General features: G+C 33.7%; 15 protein-coding genes. 3 read left to right on the forward strand and 12 right to left on the reverse strand.

What is annotated here, in order from left to right; translation table 11 throughout:
- Nucleotides 1-203 (reverse strand): hypothetical protein (locus tag ACIQ0D_RS06610; protein ID WP_395803958.1); only part of this gene is annotated, 203 nt, incomplete at its 3' end.
- A gap of 493 nt (nucleotides 204-696) precedes the next feature.
- On the opposite strand from ACIQ0D_RS06610, the gene ACIQ0D_RS06615 reads away from it, so the two are divergent.
- Entirely contained in the window at nucleotides 697-978 is a 282-nt protein-coding gene (locus ACIQ0D_RS06615; RefSeq protein ID WP_395803960.1) for a hypothetical protein, read from the forward strand.
- A 62-nt stretch (nucleotides 979-1,040) separates the two neighbouring features.
- Here the strand turns inward: ACIQ0D_RS06615 and ACIQ0D_RS06620 are convergent, their stop codons facing one another.
- From ACIQ0D_RS06620 to ACIQ0D_RS06650, 7 genes are all read right to left on the reverse strand, one after another.
- On the reverse strand, nucleotides 1,041-3,062 hold the full coding sequence (locus ACIQ0D_RS06620; RefSeq protein WP_395803961.1) for a DUF2779 domain-containing protein: 2,022 nt from the start codon (nucleotides 3,060-3,062) through the stop codon (nucleotides 1,041-1,043).
- 3 nt (nucleotides 3,063-3,065) lie between these two features.
- A complete protein-coding gene (locus tag ACIQ0D_RS06625) occupies nucleotides 3,066-5,513 on the reverse strand; it encodes an AAA family ATPase (protein ID WP_395803963.1) in 2,448 nt (815 codons plus the stop codon).
- 16 nt (nucleotides 5,514-5,529) lie between these two features.
- Nucleotides 5,530-6,651 (reverse strand): exonuclease SbcCD subunit D, encoded by a 1,122-nt coding sequence (locus tag ACIQ0D_RS06630; RefSeq protein WP_395803965.1) that lies wholly within the window; start codon nucleotides 6,649-6,651, stop codon nucleotides 5,530-5,532.
- Nucleotides 6,652-6,905: 254 nt separating this feature from the next.
- Nucleotides 6,906-8,015, reverse strand: a complete 1,110-nt coding sequence (locus tag ACIQ0D_RS06635) for a hypothetical protein (RefSeq protein WP_395803967.1) — start codon at nucleotides 8,013-8,015, stop codon at nucleotides 6,906-6,908.
- Between the two features lie 80 nt (nucleotides 8,016-8,095).
- On the reverse strand, nucleotides 8,096-8,683 hold the full coding sequence (locus ACIQ0D_RS06640; protein WP_395803969.1) for a VWA domain-containing protein: 588 nt from the start codon (nucleotides 8,681-8,683) through the stop codon (nucleotides 8,096-8,098).
- Between the two features lie 10 nt (nucleotides 8,684-8,693).
- Complete coding sequence (locus ACIQ0D_RS06645) at nucleotides 8,694-9,230, reverse strand: hypothetical protein (RefSeq protein WP_395803971.1); 537 nt, start codon at nucleotides 9,228-9,230, stop codon at nucleotides 8,694-8,696.
- A 38-nt stretch (nucleotides 9,231-9,268) separates the two neighbouring features.
- A complete protein-coding gene (locus ACIQ0D_RS06650) occupies nucleotides 9,269-9,832 on the reverse strand; it encodes a hypothetical protein (RefSeq protein ID WP_395803973.1) in 564 nt (187 codons plus the stop codon).
- Between the two features lie 536 nt (nucleotides 9,833-10,368).
- On the opposite strand from ACIQ0D_RS06650, the gene ACIQ0D_RS06655 reads away from it, so the two are divergent.
- Both ACIQ0D_RS06655 and ACIQ0D_RS06660 read left to right on the forward strand, forming a co-directional pair.
- Nucleotides 10,369-11,532 (forward strand): hypothetical protein, encoded by a 1,164-nt coding sequence (locus ACIQ0D_RS06655; protein WP_395803975.1) that lies wholly within the window; start codon nucleotides 10,369-10,371, stop codon nucleotides 11,530-11,532.
- Between the two features lie 213 nt (nucleotides 11,533-11,745).
- Nucleotides 11,746-12,015: a hypothetical protein gene (locus tag ACIQ0D_RS06660; RefSeq protein ID WP_395803977.1), complete on the forward strand. Its 270-nt coding sequence runs from the start codon at nucleotides 11,746-11,748 to the stop codon at nucleotides 12,013-12,015.
- An 87-nt stretch (nucleotides 12,016-12,102) separates the two neighbouring features.
- On the opposite strand, the gene ACIQ0D_RS06665 is transcribed toward ACIQ0D_RS06660, so the two are convergent.
- The 4 genes from ACIQ0D_RS06665 to ACIQ0D_RS06680 all read right to left on the reverse strand — a co-directional run bounded on the left by ACIQ0D_RS06665 (nucleotide 12,103) and on the right by ACIQ0D_RS06680 (nucleotide 16,077).
- On the reverse strand, nucleotides 12,103-12,672 hold the full coding sequence (locus ACIQ0D_RS06665) for a fibrobacter succinogenes major paralogous domain-containing protein (RefSeq protein ID WP_395803979.1): 570 nt from the start codon (nucleotides 12,670-12,672) through the stop codon (nucleotides 12,103-12,105).
- A gap of 33 nt (nucleotides 12,673-12,705) precedes the next feature.
- Entirely contained in the window at nucleotides 12,706-12,861 is a 156-nt protein-coding gene (locus ACIQ0D_RS06670) for a hypothetical protein (protein WP_395803981.1), read from the reverse strand.
- A gap of 68 nt (nucleotides 12,862-12,929) precedes the next feature.
- A complete protein-coding gene (locus ACIQ0D_RS06675) occupies nucleotides 12,930-15,488 on the reverse strand; it encodes a hypothetical protein (protein ID WP_395803983.1) in 2,559 nt (852 codons plus the stop codon).
- A 433-nt stretch (nucleotides 15,489-15,921) separates the two neighbouring features.
- Nucleotides 15,922-16,077 carry an integrase core domain-containing protein gene (locus ACIQ0D_RS06680; protein ID WP_395803985.1) on the reverse strand — a complete coding sequence of 52 codons (156 nt, stop codon included), beginning with the start codon at nucleotides 16,075-16,077 and terminating at the stop codon, nucleotides 15,922-15,924.
- Nucleotides 16,078-16,420 lie beyond the last annotated feature (343 nt).

Consider the following 16,420-nt stretch of genomic DNA (forward strand, 5'->3'; position numbering starts at 1 on the left):
TGAGTAGGTTGATACCACTCTTCGACTTTTTCAACAATTTTTTCAATTTCTTCTTGCGATAATTCACCATCGGTTATATAACCTAAGTTTAGATAAAGAAATGCTAGATCGTGTCCGAGAGTGATTGCACTTGGTCTTTTAATACTTTCCATAGGGTTTGGATTTGTTGGTTTAATTTTTGTTAAAATAAATAATTTGTGCAATATAATTCATATTTATTTAATAACAATATTTCTCTATAATTACTATCTTGTTGTTTGTAAGTGATATCTAAATATTAATTTGTTGATTGTTTTATTCACAAATTAAAAATTAGTAAGTTTTCTTTTATAAAACATGGATGCTTTCTATTCCAATTATTTTAATGAAGAAGTGATGGTTATGGTTTTTTCTTGGAGTGGAATAGAAAATATTTAATACGGCGAGGATGGAGATTATTCTTACATCGATATTCTCGCAGAGTAACCTTACTACTACCAAACAGGGTAGCCACTCTTATAATTTGTATGGAAATCATTTTATGATAGGCTTGCCAATAAATCTATTCTATTTCGGAATGAGATTAAAAGAATTTGGATTTAAAGAGTTTATAGATTAAATTGTAATTGATATTTCAGACGACTTTAATAATAATGAAGAAAGTGCTGAAAAAATTAATTAATTTACTCTTAATGTAAATTTTATTAAAAACCTTTTATGTATTCATTAGAGTTTAGAGCATGGGTTGGTCACAAAGATGACTTAGATATTGATGACCCAGTTGAATTCTTTTCAAAAGAATTTGAATCATTACAAGCTGCAAAAGCGGTAATTAATGGCAATGACTGTATTAAATGGGACGAGGGTGAATTTAGTGGTGAATTCATCACGATCTCTTTTAAACACGAACCTAAAATATTTGATTCATCAGGCAATCCAGTCTCTATATGTAAAATTACAGACTATGATGATTATGAATTTGATTGGATTGATGTCTAGAATTCGATTTTAGTTAGCAATAGGATAAAATTTATTATATAATAAATTTTATCCTATTGAAATTAAAAGTCTTTATTTTCTAATCTCATCATACCCTCTAAAAGCATTACCATGGCCATTGTATCTAATTCGCAATAACGAAGTAGTGCATTTTTGAGTGCTAGTCTTGCATCTTCTGGAATATGCGTGTATTGTAAGTAGGAATATGCAGTCAAGGCAGCACCTCCGTCGGCAATACCATCTAAATCATCAAAATAACTATCTAAATCATCTCTATCATATCCATCAAAAATATTTGGTAAAGTTTTATAAGGGTCATTATTATAAGCTGGGTCTATCCATTGATGATCATCAAAATTTAAACTCTTAATTTCCAATGTCTTACCATAAATGCCTTTTCTGCCATATTTTTCTTTTAAAAATGGTACATCATTAATAATGGATGGTAGCACGAACTTCAGTCCAATTTTTCCGTGTGAATGGGGTGAATAATAAAATTTCTGTACTAAATCATACAAGTCAACCATGTTTCTATCGCCGTTTACATAGGTCTTTCCGTCTGGCTTATGCCTGGTAATTGCATCAATGAAAGACAATAATTCAGTTTTTTCGGGCTCATCGACTTCTATTTCTCCCGACAAAATTTGTCCATAAATCAATCTTAAATAAGTATTCTCATGATTATGGTATCTAAAAATCGTCCCATCGTTTGTAGCAAGAGATTTTTTTAACGTTCTGATGAATTCTAGATTAGGAAATATTCCTTTATCAAAATTGATATACTCACCCACATGCTCAATTTTTCCATCTGGATGCATTAAATGATGCGACCATTGAAATGCTACTCCGCTGTAAGGAGATTTTCCTTTGTAAAAAGGGAGTGCTACTGTACTAGTTTCGAAATCAATGTGATTTAATGGCCATTTCCAATTTGCAACTTCTTTGTCAAAATTAACCTTGTCAAAATAATAGCTGAGGTCATTGTTTTTTGTCTTTTCAACCTGTATAAGCCTTCTTGCGAACTGATCTAGACCTGGATTTGGATTGTCTTTTTCAGTCCCTAAATCTGTTTTTTCAAGTCGATCCATCAAATAAACACCCTCTTCTAGTGCTTTATCTAATCTACCTTGCCAAACTTCTATTGACCAAGGTTTCTCTAATAAATGATCCGCATATTGTGTTACATGTTTCCAACATTCTTTTCTGCCATCCTTTTTGTCTTCATCTTTCCCTGGCTTTACTTTAAACGTGCAATTTTTACATGCCATGGTAAGTGGCGAAAAGACTCTTTCATCTCGCACATAAATATCTTCGCAATACGCTACAAATTCTTCAAATGTAAATTCTCTATTGAGAGAAGTTGGGACCTTATATTTATTCTCAATTTTATCTATTAATTTATCAGTATTAACGATGGTCAAAATAGAGCCACCTAATTGCTCCTTTGTTATATTTGATATATCTACCGTGAGTCTACCTTCTTTATTTACTAGCTGGAAAAGTTGATTTAGGCCATTAACTGTTGCCATTTTGGCTTTGTCAACCAATAGAAGATGTGAATTAACGGTATAGTCAGGAAATGATTTTCTGATAACATATTTTTGAAAAGCGACATCATATAAATAGGCTAGCCATTCTGAGCTTATTCGTTCCTTTTCCGTATTTGGGTAGGAAATAAAAGATTGATCTTTATCATTTTCGCTATTAAAGCTTTTGGCTTTTACCTCATATAAATGAATAGTTTTATTCTCTTTTACAATAATATCTACTCTTATGAACAAATTATTGTATTTAAAAGCTGCTTCTGCGATTACCACTTTCCCGTCTTCTGCAAGCTTCTGATTTGTAATATTTAAAGCCTCTTCGTAGTCTAAAGTATCTACTAAAATATCTTCAGTTGTTGGGTTATCAGAGAACTCAAAAAGCGCTAATGCACCCGTTTGGTGTCCACCTTCAGCTAAGGCCTTTAAAAATTTGTCGTCTAATTTTTGGTCGGCATACTCATGCTTTTTACCAGTGTAGTACAACTTTGTAACACACTCTAATCCACTTTTAAACTTTGATTTTGTAAGATATCTAGGCATAGATTATGTATTTAAATCGATTAAATTTCCTCCTAATAGATTAGCATGAGTTTGGTGACATGTAAATACAAGCACTTGTTTTTCGGATGCATAATCTTGCAAACATTGTGCTGCCAACAATTGCCTATTTTGATCAAAATCAACCATTGGGTCGTCAAATGCCAAAAATCCTTTTTGATCATTCAAATAATAATCTGCCATACAAAGTCGTAAGGATAAGCCCAATATACCAGAAGTACCTTGGGATAGCATTTCAATTGGTAATTCTAAATTAGTAGTGCTATTTCTAATTACATGAGGTGTTAAAGATCCATTTTGGGAGATACTATATTTACCACCAGAAAGGGAGAGTAAATATTCAGCTAATTTATTTTCATAGTTTTGGTAAGGATGAAGCGGAACTCTATTTAAAATCTCTTCAAGTTTACTTAAAACCTTAGCAATGGCTTTGGCTTCTTCAATTTTCTGATTTTTAAGCCTTTGTAATAAATCAATTTGGTCATGTAATTCGGATGCTAAATCTTCTGGTTCAATTCCCTCATGTATAGCTCTTTCAATTTCCTTCTCATGACATTTCTGTTTATTTGAATTCAATCTATCAATAACATCCTTATATTCAATTCTGAAATTGTCAATATCCAAATTAGCCTCGATAGGTGGTAGCTCTGCCAATTTAGACTGTTGGATTTGTTCATCTTGTCTAATCGTAAGCCTTATTTCATCTAAATTGTCTAATGAAGTATATAAACTAGTGAGTTCAGCTAGCTTATTCTCAAATTCTTTTATTTTTAGTTTATCAGTGGCTATTTTACCAACTAAATCATTATATAGTTTATTTAATTCAGTTAATTCCCTTGTTTTAGGTAAATTTTGTAGTTCATTTACTTCTTTTTCTAATGATTCGTAAGATGTACCAACAATACTATTATCGTATGCCGATTTAGCTAATTGCTGATCCAATTTAGCTTGATTATAGGATGTATTTAAAACTATTAATTCTTCAAAGCTTGGTACATCAAATGAAGATAAATTTAACTCTAACTCATTAGCTAAGGCAGTAATTTGCTCATTTAACGTAGTGATCTGCTGAGTTAAAGATTTTACTTGTATGGTAACATCTTCAGAAGAATATTGAAATCCTTTACTTACTTCTAAAGATATAGCCTTACCCTGAAGTAGTTTAGTTTTTACTGCTAATTCGGCACCTTGTTGAATTTCTACCTCTAAATTTTTCTTAGGATGTATTTCTACAATAAATTTTTGAGCGGATTCTAGCGCATTTAGCTCTTGTTGCGCATTGACAAGTTGATCGTGTATTTTTTTGACTAGTTCAACATTCTCATTTTCTACTTTTTTTAAGGCATTTAATGAATTTTTCGTTGTTTCATATTTTAACTTCAAATCAGTAATATTTTTGAACTGACTGATTTTAATCGTTGTTTCACCCGCCTTTCTTGCATGTTCAAGCTCATCTTTTAAACGAGTTAACTGTTCGTTATCTAATGCTAGTTGATCCGTCATTACGGGCAGATTTGCATTAATTGAATTCCAATCTGCTTGCGCTTCTCTTAATGTATTTTTCTTTACTTCTAATAAACTAAGTTCGTTTATAATTTCTTTTCTTTTTGTTAAACTTTCAACTAGTGGCTTTGTTAAACTGATATACTCCTCATCCGTATTTATAGCCTCTTTTAATTGGTTTAAATGATTTGCTATTTCGCTAAGTTGGATATCGTAGTGTTCTCTAAACAATAATGCATTTTGCTTATCATATAACTGATAAGCAATTTTTAAAATTTCTCCTAGTCCATTTCCGCGTTTGTTTTCATAAGACCCCTTATTATTGGAACCGATAATAGGAGCATCATTTTCTAGGTCCCAATTGAGTGATAACTCATCATACTCTTTCCTTAATTTGTCGCTTAGCTCTTGGGGGACAATTCCTGCGGTATTAAATATTGCTCCTCTAAGAATTTGATCTAAGCTATTTCCGATTTCCGAGTTTTTATTAATCTCCTCAATGGTAGAAGCAATTTTTGCTTGTGTTGTAAAGATTACATCTCGTAGGGTTGATTTATTTAAATTCAAAAGCCTATTTAATTCCTCCTGAACAAGAAGTGCATTTTGAGTAGGAGCCTGACCTTTAATATTTAATGAACTGAAATTATTAGCCCCCCAGGATTTTTTAAGTTCATATTTAGCACCATTTTGTTCAAAAGCTAAGCTTATTTTTATGGTATCACCACCAATGGGTATATAATTTTCAATTAATTTTTTAAACTCTGTTTTTGTTAAATCGGTCGGTTCAAGTAATACTAAAAGCAATGCCTTAACTATAGTCGACTTTCCGGCTTCGTTATGTCCATAAACTACATTTAATTCATCTTGAAAATGATATGTTTTATCAACAGTACCTGCAAAAGGATGCAATTGTAATTTTATAAGTTTCATCTAATCCTTCTTATCTTTATTTAATAAATATTGCTTCAAATGCCTTTTGGGTACTTAATCCATCTGGATCTTCATTTAATAGCTCAGTTAATAATATATGAGGAAGTGAACCTGCTACAAATTCATTATTAATTGCATGGATGTCAATTTTTCTTTTAATAAATTTATTGATCTCAAAATGGATAAAACCACTAGTTCGATCTGCACACTCTTTTATAAAATCATCTAAGGCCTGCAATTCATGATCCGCCAATCTTCCATTTAAATTCAATCTTACAGCAGTATTTTTCTTATTACAAACCGCTAATTGACTTTTTAAGGAGTCTATATCCACTGTAGATTGCAAATTTTTCTCGATTACTTTATAGCTAAAAGGCGAAGGTTGAAATTGCCTAGCTTTTATCGCTTTATTTTCATCAACTTCAATTATCCAGGCATTACCAACATTCGTTGATTTCCAAGAATCGGGCATGTGAGTACCGCTCATGAAATAGCCTGGATTATGGGAAACCACACTTAAAGTAGGGTATGCTACATGTATGTGACCTAGTAACCAAAAATCAACTCCAGCCACTTTTAATTCATCTTCATGCATATTAAAATATTTGCCATCTTCATCTCGTCCAAGTCCAACAACATTTCCATGTGCAATGCCAATATGAATAGCTTCAACTGGCTTTTCTATATTACTAACCCATCCTATCATATGTTGATCAGAGTGCAATGTTCTACATCCAGCTGGATAAAATCTAACTTCTTGATCACCTATAGTATCTACATAAACTTCATAATTATCTAATACTAGAATTTTTTCAGCATTTACATTTTTTTTAAAATAATTCCATAACGAATCCTTTTCATCGATATAAAAATCATGATTACCTGGAATGATCACCACTTTTTCTTTAAAAGCATCTAATACCTTTATCACTTCAGAAGTTCTTTTTTGGTTTAGTTTGGCCACATCAAATAAATCACCCGCTATAACTAAATAGTTTGCATTCTCTTTATTCCCCTCATCTACAATTCGTTTTAAGGCATCTAAGCGCTCTTTTACTAAATCGGATTTAGCCTGAGAAACAGTATTATAGCTAATACCTATGTGATTGTCGGCTGTATGAATTATTTTTATGCTCATTTCAACTTATTTTTCATTGTATTTTTTCCTGGAATTCTTTATCAGAAATTTGTACTTGTATTCTTATTAAATATTTCTAGCCCAACTTCAATTATACTATTCTAAAAACCTGTCTATTTATTGAGTAAAATAAAGTCGCCACATTACATGACGACTTTAACACAAACAAAAAAATAAATATGAAACACTATGACAAAGGTAATTAGGTAGAAATTGTTTAAAATTTATTTGCAAGCTTGTTTTTTTATCCAATCTTACAAACCATTTATAAAACTTCTATCCACGAGTATCCGTTTGGCAAAATTCTCATCACTTTGAATAATATATAGTTTTGCAAGGTCTTCCCCCAAAAAATCAACTAAAGCCCTATTTGTTTTGGATACCAACTGTTCCCATTTCTCTGTATTATTTATACTAAAAGTATTTTCAATTTTTGCTCTTCTCTTTAAATAGGGTTCCCCATCAATGGTTATCAGTTTATCTCTAAATAAACCGTTGTAAATTTCAAATAAGTGATCTATGCTTCTTTCATTAGCCAAATCGCCAAAGTGTAAACTAGTATCTGGAGTACTATACTTAAGCAGATAAATATAAGCTACCCTAAATAATGTAGGAAGCTCCATTTTTCCATTACTTATTTCAGGAAAATAAATTTGTTTTTTATCTCCCTTAAAGCTTAGCTCTATCGTTCGAGTTTTAATTAAACTACTATATTTACCAAATAAGATATTTTCGCGTACTCCTTCGAAAATGCGTAATGTTTGTCGAAGTAAATTAGGATCCACTCCGTGCTCCAAAATGCTTTTTATGGCTTGATCGCTAATATTGGCTGTCAATATTTTTAATTTAACATCCTTTTTAATCTTACAAAAATCCATCATGCAGCCCTGTGGGATTAGATTAATCAGGTTCTGTGCCTCATGGCGCGTGTTAAACCATTTTCTAATTAAAACAGTTGCTGCCACATGATATACCACTGGATTACACTCATCGCTATCAGGAATATACTTATCCCAATCTGCAGTGTGTACCATCATGTTTAGACCCGTTTCAAAATCAATTCCGTTAAAATAATTATAAGGATTTCGAAAGTCTGTTAAAAGCATGACCATTTCATCATCACCAATGTCTTGCTGTTTTCTAATTTCATTGCATTTTTCATAAAACCATTCTAGTTCTTTGGTTTCTGAAATAGCTTTAGAAGTAAAATCTGTGTTAATTACTAAATCCAGCTCTTCTTTTCCTTTCTCCGGTTTTTCTGGAAAAAACTTTAAAACTCCCTTATAGCTATTTAATAAATTACGAACTTCTCTAAATCTAGATAAGCTATATTCAGGCGAACGTACTAACCAAACATTAGGCATATTTTTTAATTTTAATGTTTATAAAAAGAATTGTTTTTTGCGTAGATAAATATAAAAATAGCAAAAAATGATAATTAAAATTATTGTGCCTGAGTTGATTTTTTTAAAGTTTTGAGAACAATATCATTAAGTTCTTCAAATGCCGATTTCAATTCTGATTTTTCAAAATTATGATAGTTGAAATGAGGTATTTTTAATATTTTATTGATTTCATTTACGTCTAAATCAGCTCCAAAAAATACAAATTCCCAATTGCCTTCTTGCTGTAATTTCATTATAGTTTCTCTTACCTGTTGAGCATCATATAATTTAGAGGCATTTTCATGCCCATCAGTTAAAACGACAAAGATGGTAGTGGTATCAATTGCTGATTGAGCCTTTAACAACTCATTTTCAACAAAGTCGATATTGGTTTTAATGGCATCGTATAATGCAGTTCGGCCATCAGGTTTTATTTTTTTTAATATAGCTGGTGATTGCATAATCATGTCTAGAAAAATATTTTCTATATTGAATACACCAATTCCTCTTTTCAAGTCGATGGGGTAGAGCGCTTCGAATTTTCTAGTGGTTTTATAATGGGCATTTAACTGTTTGACTAAGGCGTCCCAATATCTCGACATGCTCTTACTGGCGTCTATCAGCAAATGGTAATAAATTGTTTTCATTTTCTAAACTCTATTTTCTAAATAATAAACCTCTCTCCGCCATCTCCTTGAAGCAGCTAAGCTCATATTTATCAGCGGTTTCTCTCGCATATATTTCCAGTGGATGTTTATCATAACCAATCTCATCAAGAACTTTATTATAATTTTTCTGATCCTTCATATTTCGTATTCTTAAAAAATGATCATATTCGTGAATCACCGTATTTGTTAATTGTAATAAGTTTTCATGAGCTTTTACATAGATTATAATGTCTTTACTGGCTGAACAATAAAGACCTAAATATTTATCTTGCTTTACATAGCGAACAACAATTCCAGGTATTTTTTTATTCCCCTTGGGATATCCCAAATTTTGAACACACCAATAAACAACTGCCTTAATATAGGCTGCTTTACTTGTATTTAATTTGAACTGGGATTGACATTTTTTAATTTGTTTGTCGCCAAACTCTTTATCACCTTCATCTTTTTTAAAAATCCAGATAAGAAAGATAGTCCCCATGTAAATAGACCAGTAGGTCCAGAATGTCTCATCACTTATTGACATAAATAATTGTTAATGAAAGGTTTATAGATAAAAATTACTTATCGAGCAAATAATCTCTCAACATTATATGCTGCTATGGGATTAGTTTTAGCTAATTGACCATAGCTAACTTTTAATTCATGGAGGATTGAAAATTTATCAAGATGTATGAATTCAGCCATAATTTCACTAAAGCGGGTATTGGACTCATCCACCAGCTCTTGACTTACCACACCTAATCCGCAATAGGCAGCTTCTCCCACCTCACTAATAAACATTCCAGAATAGAGTCCGGATAAGTCATGCTCCAAAACAAAGCGGTCGGCATTACACCAGATATAAACATTTTCAGGATGCTTACTTAGCTCCCAAGCATGGTAAATATTGACTATCTGTTCGAGTCTACCAGTCTCGTGACAAGGACAAAGTAATCCGATAGAGGTACCATGCCCCAGCATGATAATTCTAGAATGACCTTCCATTTCCTTATTCAATCGTTCAGAATTTAATTCATCACGAATTAATTTCTTATTTGGAATAGAGGTGTAGATGGGATCCAGGAATTTAGTGGTTAGGTCTTCTGGGTGAATAATAAGAGTTGTAGATAGCTGTAAATTGTCCATTTTGATTCTGATTTTTTTTGTAAAAATAGAGGTCCTCAAAATGGGATTTTTCAATCTGCAAGCTTGTAAATTTCTGAATGGTAATTTTTATCGCTCTATTCTTGAGCCTAGTAAAACAGAGAAAAAGCTTAAACTATTAACCTTAAAAAATAGTATGAATACAGAAGTTCTTTACCTTTTGCAGAGCAATTTTACATGATGCCCCTCCCAAATGATCTAGGCCCTCTTTCTTCTTTTGTTTAACAGCTGCATAAATTATTTTTCCCGCAGATCACGCAGAATTCCGCAGACTCAAAAACATTTGAAACTATGAATTAACGGCAAAACAGTTAGATGTTAATATTTTGCAAAAAATGATAGTCTAGATTCACGTAAATTTTCCATTTTGGTTCTAATTTTTGTAAAAATAAAACTCTTCAAAATGTGATTTCTCAATTTACAAGCTTGTAAATTCCTGAATGGTAATTTTTATCTTTTTAGTTTTGGGCATTGTAAAACAGATAAAAATCTTTGAATATAAACATTTTAATAATATTATGAATACAGAATTTCTTTACCTAATTGCAGAACAACTTTATTTAAACGCTAGTGGACATGCAATGTCTAACAGAAATTGGATTGCGGCCATTTATAAATCTTTATTAGTTGCCAATAGGGGCGATGATGAAGAAATTTTGTGGACTAAGTACAGTGAATGGAAGATTGATCATAATTGTAGAGCGGCACGTAGTGTTGCGAAAAAGAATAAGTCTAGACTTATATCTTGTGATTTAGTAAAAACAGATTCAAATGAGTATAAATTATTGGTCCAAATTGAGAAGGGAATTGATATTATTTCGAAAACTGTTCTTTACAGACAAGATGCTTTTCCTGAAGGATTATGGAAAGTAAAAAATCCTAAAAATGATACTGTTTTATCTAATCAATTTGAAAGAGATCAATTGTTTTTGGCGAGTTTAGGCGATAATGTTAATTCTCCGATTCAAGATGAGCTTATTTCTGTTAAGGAAAATACTGTAAAACCTGTATCAAATAGTTCAAAGCCTGAAAAGCTTGATATCTCACTTTATTCCGATTTAGATGAAGATTATGACACTGAGTTTGGAGACTTTGGAGCTGAAGAACAGGTAGATACTATCTCATCGGTTGAATATGCTAGAAACATGAAGTTTGAGGCATTGAAATTATTATTAGACCAGGTGCGCGATAAGTATCATCAAACTGAAGAACCTTTACAAAGGTCGTTTTTGTTAACGGTAATCGGTGCTGCGATATTTTATTTGCCGAGCTTAAACGCTCATTTCTCGGGCTATATCAGTGTGGCTGCATTAAAGGGTTTTATTCGTGGACAAAGAAGGGTTAAAGATCATATTTTTCCTCGTAAACGTGCTGCTAGTGAATTACTTAGTAGGGATTTTAGTTTGAAGGATTTAAAAAGTAAGTATCATGATCACTTAGCTGAGTTTATGTATGTAACCTACTCAGAGAACAGTCAGTTAATTAATTTTTATGAAGAGCATGATGACCATAACAGCGCTTTGGAGGCTTTTCAAATTGAAAAATTCCCTATGGCGGGTGTTGAACGTTTTTCCTCTCATCGGGAATTAGATCAATTTATCTTATTTTTGAGGGGTAAACAGGTTGAAAATAAAACTACTGAGGACTTGAATAACTTATTAGGGGAATTTAGAGCGGCTTAATTTAAGCTTCTGTTTTAAACCAATAAATCTCTTCATCGATAAGGTGAAGAGATTTTTTTAATCAAATAATTTCCTTAAGTTTTAATAATTACTTGACTAACAGATGATAAGAAATTATATTATCTTTAAATTAAAGATATGATTTCATCTCAAAATCTCTATTTGATTTGGTAATTGTACTTTTTAGATCCAAAAATCTTAATCTAATCATCTATGAAAACTAGTCAAGACGCTATTTTACGCTGCGCTAAACACATTAAATCCTTCGTGCCATCTCGAATTGTTGATACGGACTTCAAACTAATTGGTAGAGAAGGAACAATTAAAATCAATTTTGATTATGAAGGTAAGGCCTATGAATTTACTGTCCCTTTTATTAGACCTTTTACCGACACGAAGAATTTAAAATTTGCTAATCTTTTGAATTTAAATCAAAAAAGGGGTGAAAATAATTTACTTTTTAAAGAGTTTATTGTTTATTAATTTTCCTTAAAATTGATTCCTGCCTGCATTCAAGAGGACCTTAAAAGCAGACAGGAGCCAACTGTTTAAATTAGATAAATTTTTTTTCTACTCCTTTATACAACGAACAGACAACCCATAGCCCTTATTTTCATTCTCCCCATACAAACCGTTATTGTCATAAAGCAAGAATTGGGACCAGGCACTGATACTATTTCCAAAAGAACTCCACCAGTAACCTGCCTCACCAAAGTAGCTGAATCCGCCTTCTCCATTGCGATAACCGCCTGGAAGACCTGAAAAACCACTTTCGTTAGCACCGTTACCCTCTTCATCCCAATCACCATCAACCCAATAGCTAGTGCTTTTTAATTCTATGCCGCACCAATCCTCGCCGCCTAAAAAGTCTGCCATAAGACTCCAATCCTTATCAGACGGTATTTTCCACCCTTCAGGTGCTAATCCTCGCTGGTCATTCACCGCATGCCAATTGTAGAGTTTGCCAAACTCCTCGTCTGGGGAATTATTATAATAACACCAAGCTGGCTCTCCGTTTTCACCTGCCATCTCCCAAGCTTCATCTGTTTTTGCGTGAGGGATGGGATCTCCGTTTCTAAACGTAGCTACGTCTAAGTTAATACCCATCCAAATTTGATCTCCGATTTTTACTTCTTCCATATTATTTTTATTTAAAATTGGAATTGTTATAATTTAATTTGTTTTACCAACAAAACTTTCTGCTTCCACTCCATCCCATTCCCAAAATTCGTAACGACAATCCGTACCATCCAAATTCAGGTACTTGATTGCGTGAATTTTGGTATCGGATTCTATTACAATGTTTTTAAACTTCTCTTCACTAGACATGAATTAACTTTTTTAACAGCTCTTAATTGACAATAAATCGAATGAAAATGCCACTTTAAATAGGGATCTTAATTCCCCCATCCCCTTCCTATCGTAATATTCAGAGACCATGAATCTATAAATGTTTCTTCCCATAAATCTAACTCACCGTCAGCCTTCGCTTGGTCTGTGATAAAGCGAATGATATCTTTTTGAGCATCAGCATTAGTTATGCCATCGTGGATTGAAAAGCAACACTCGTCAGCAATTTTCAAAATTTCTTCGGTTGTGAATAGTTTTCCACATTTTTGAAGTACTTCAAAGGTTTCTTCGAGCACTTCCCAGCCCTCATCCTCGTCCTTGTCAAACCAAACACCGATTGTTACCGCTGTGGAAGTTACATCGGCAATCTCCTCGTCTGTATGGTTTTCCGTTTTTCCACCTACATATAAGATGAGAAATAAAATCTGATGAAAAACAGACATTTCTACTGTTTTATTGACTTCATCAATAGAATAAGGGTAATCTTCTATTTTTAGCTCTTCATCGTCTTCCTCCTCTTTCACTGTTGCGAGTGTTCCGGTCAAATCAACCGTCTTTACGCCTGTAAAGATGTTTAGGTAATCTTCTAAGACTGGATTATTGATATACGTGTTGGGATGAAAGTCTCTCCTTACCCCTTCGATCAGGAGCTGTAATTTGAGGACATTCCATTCGCTAGAAAGCTCCTTCCATCGTTCCAAACAGAATTGATGGAATCCTTTTCGATTAAACTCCACATTGAAAAACTGGAAGATTTCAAAGGAAGCATTGTCATTAAATCCCCCGACAAGCTTTTCTCCAAGCGAAGCATTTTGGGTGACTAGTGCAAAAATGGATTTGGCTGCAGCAATATCTGCTCTTTTGATATCCAAACCAGGATTTTCATCCCAGAGAATAAAATCATAGAGTACTAGCGCCAACTTTTCTTCATTGCTTAGTTGGTTAAAGTTGCCCGATGCTTTGAGCAGTAAGCGATTTACTTCCACTCCAATCTTCGCATTACGGGATTTTCCTCCTTTGTTCAAGACCATCTCTAGGTTATCGATATCTTGTTCTGGGCTTGCTTTGAGCATCAAGAAAAGTGGAAAATACCGGTCTTGAGGAGCTAGTGACCCAGTTGGAGAGTCCTTCACCTCGAGCATATCCCCCAAGTACATGAATAGTTCAAGTGTGTCTAGAAAGAGACCTTCGTTGCAAAAGGGCAAGAGTTCTTCCATGTGCTCAGTCAAAGAACGTACGTAGTCGTCATGGGTAGGATAGTCCTTGTCGTAGATCTCCCAGGATTTTTGCATGGGGCCACGTAAAAGGAGCCCCAAGTTGCCCCCTTCATGACTTAGGCGGGCCATCTTATTTGTCATTCGAGGCACTACGGCTGCTTTTATAAATTCCTGCAGAGTATCTTCATAGGAGGCTCGGTACGCTTTTGAATCACTGGAAAGCACGGAGTAATAAAAGCGCATCAGTTGGATGCAAGTCAAGAAAGGCATGGGATCATTCAAACAACGATCCGATTCGTCAAACTGCGCCGGCTCCTTAGGCTTTTCTTCGGCTTTGGCTGATGTTTTTGGTGTAGAATCATCATCCATTCCGAAAGTGGACAGAAAGGAATTCAAATCAAGTTCTGGCCTTTCTAATTCTTTTTCGGGAGGGGCTTGATGAGTACCTTTCATTCCTATTGGCCTACCTTCTTCATCAAATTCAGTCAAATCAAACATTGAAAGCTCTTCTTCCTTGGCAGAGGTTGCAGTAGCATCTTCTTTTTTCGGACCAGTACCACTTGTTGGTGTAGGCGTTCCATCCCCCATAATCTCTTTGAGACTTCCAACTGGTTCAGGCTGGAACTCATTAATTAGAGGCATTAATGTGCTATGGAACTCTTCACAACAGGCAATTACTTTGTCGATAAATGAATCACTTTCCATATCTTCTAATTTGTATGGAATCTCAATTCTAACAGTCAATTTATCCGGACTAACCTTACCCTCCTCTACAAAAATTTCAAACTGATTATTAATTAGTTTTAAGGATATTTCATGTTTAGCGATAATTTCCAGACTTCTTTCGATGCTTGCATTTTTTGGATAGTTGGCAGCCAAAAGACGAATAATGTCTTTTTGAACTCTTAATTCATATAAGAATGCAGCTTTAAAAGTAAAACTTGCGTAGTTTTTTTCTTCAGCAATACTGCAACGCCCATAAGCTGCTTTAATCCTTTCGAAGAATTTTGAAAATTTGGCATCTTTTTGTTTGGAATTAGCTCCAGAGATCGTAGCTCCCTTCAAAATGGAATTAATGAATTCTACTGCTTTTTCAATCGCTAGTTCGGTATCAGAAAATTCTGGATTTTCCTTTAATCTTATTCCTTGGGCATATTTTTCAAGGTTTTCTGATTTTGAAAGAACCTGCTCATTGAATTCATCATCACGGCAATAAAATCCAATTTTTATTTTTCCTTTTGAGGTATTAAAAAACAAATGTGTGCCTTTATTCTCATTCACTTGGGGCAAATGGATATCGAGGAAATTGTCTTTGTTTATCTTTTTTACAATGGCGTCAGGATAAAAGTTCTTGATCCCAGATAAAAGTTCATTTTGAAAATTTTCCATATATATACCAAATTAATTAAATTTCATGGATTTATGCAAATAAAAATATAAGCCAGCCCAAAAATCACGTGAAATTATTTGTTCACACATTTTTAAAAGAAAAAGAGCTTTTTTCTTCGAATCAGAAACCCAAATGAAGTTACCTTTTAGCCTTCTGGTAAGTGGTAGCCTTTTTTGACAGTTTGTAAATGCATTTTATTGAACTGAAATTTGCAAGGGTCAGTTGAAACGGACGTGGGCTCCACTGGGGAGCAACTCACCAGGGATAAATTGAACCGACGAGAATGATTGGAAGGTGTTCGAATAACGAATGCCTTTCTTTTTATCCATTTTCCAAGACCTATTCCTTCAAAAACCAACCTCATGCAGCGTATTCCTTTGGCGTGGCATAGTTCAATGCCTCATGCGGCCTTTCCTCTTTATAATCTAGTTTTCAAGGCTTAGTGACTTCGTAAACCTGATTTAGGGAAAAGAATAAGTTCGCGTCTAATATATCCTCACGATAAGTCCTATTGAACCGTTCAACGATTGCATTTTGTTGTGGATTTCTCTTTTGAATCTTGATCCATTCAATGTTGTTCTTATTCAACCAATTCTGAAACTAGCAGGAAGTGAACTCTGGCCCATTATCAGTCCGTATTCCTAGTGGCTTTCCATACTCTTCAATTGTCCGTTGTAAGATCTCAATTACCTTTCTTAAGGGAAGCGAATAGCCAATCCCAATCTCTATGCATTTACGATTGTATTGATATTAAAATTACTTAAAACTATGCTGTTAGTCCTGCTATGAAATTCCATACCGCATCACAATTATGAGTCAGGGTGGGGCAGGAGATTTAGATGATCCCAATCCTATAAGGGTTCCCAATCTTCCACCGCTACCGCCAAGCACATCAGCTAGTGCAGCTCAAGCAATGCAATTTGACGATTCT

The organism is Daejeonella sp., from assembly GCF_044342615.1.
Lineage (GTDB): Bacteria > Bacteroidota > Bacteroidia > Sphingobacteriales > Sphingobacteriaceae > Daejeonella.

Excerpts from the sequence above, each read along its gene's own strand:
- ACIQ0D_RS06615 (WP_395803960.1), top strand. The coding sequence starts at position 697 with ATGTATTCATTAGAGTTTAGAGCATGGGTTGGTCACAAAGATGACTTA.
- ACIQ0D_RS06620 (WP_395803961.1), bottom strand. The coding sequence starts at position 3,062 with ATGCCTAGATATCTTACAAAATCAAAGTTTAAAAGTGGATTAGAGTGT.
- ACIQ0D_RS06625 (WP_395803963.1), bottom strand. The coding sequence starts at position 5,513 with ATGAAACTTATAAAATTACAATTGCATCCTTTTGCAGGTACTGTTGAT.
- ACIQ0D_RS06630 (WP_395803965.1), bottom strand. The coding sequence starts at position 6,651 with ATGAGCATAAAAATAATTCATACAGCCGACAATCACATAGGTATTAGC.
- ACIQ0D_RS06635 (WP_395803967.1), bottom strand. The coding sequence starts at position 8,015 with ATGCCTAATGTTTGGTTAGTACGTTCGCCTGAATATAGCTTATCTAGA.
- ACIQ0D_RS06640 (WP_395803969.1), bottom strand. The coding sequence starts at position 8,683 with ATGAAAACAATTTATTACCATTTGCTGATAGACGCCAGTAAGAGCATG.
- ACIQ0D_RS06645 (WP_395803971.1), bottom strand. The coding sequence starts at position 9,230 with ATGTCAATAAGTGATGAGACATTCTGGACCTACTGGTCTATTTACATG.
- ACIQ0D_RS06650 (WP_395803973.1), bottom strand. The coding sequence starts at position 9,832 with ATGGACAATTTACAGCTATCTACAACTCTTATTATTCACCCAGAAGAC.
- ACIQ0D_RS06655 (WP_395803975.1), top strand. The coding sequence starts at position 10,369 with ATGAATACAGAATTTCTTTACCTAATTGCAGAACAACTTTATTTAAAC.
- ACIQ0D_RS06660 (WP_395803977.1), top strand. The coding sequence starts at position 11,746 with ATGAAAACTAGTCAAGACGCTATTTTACGCTGCGCTAAACACATTAAA.
- ACIQ0D_RS06665 (WP_395803979.1), bottom strand. The coding sequence starts at position 12,672 with ATGGAAGAAGTAAAAATCGGAGATCAAATTTGGATGGGTATTAACTTA.
- ACIQ0D_RS06670 (WP_395803981.1), bottom strand. The coding sequence starts at position 12,861 with ATGTCTAGTGAAGAGAAGTTTAAAAACATTGTAATAGAATCCGATACC.
- ACIQ0D_RS06675 (WP_395803983.1), bottom strand. The coding sequence starts at position 15,488 with ATGGAAAATTTTCAAAATGAACTTTTATCTGGGATCAAGAACTTTTAT.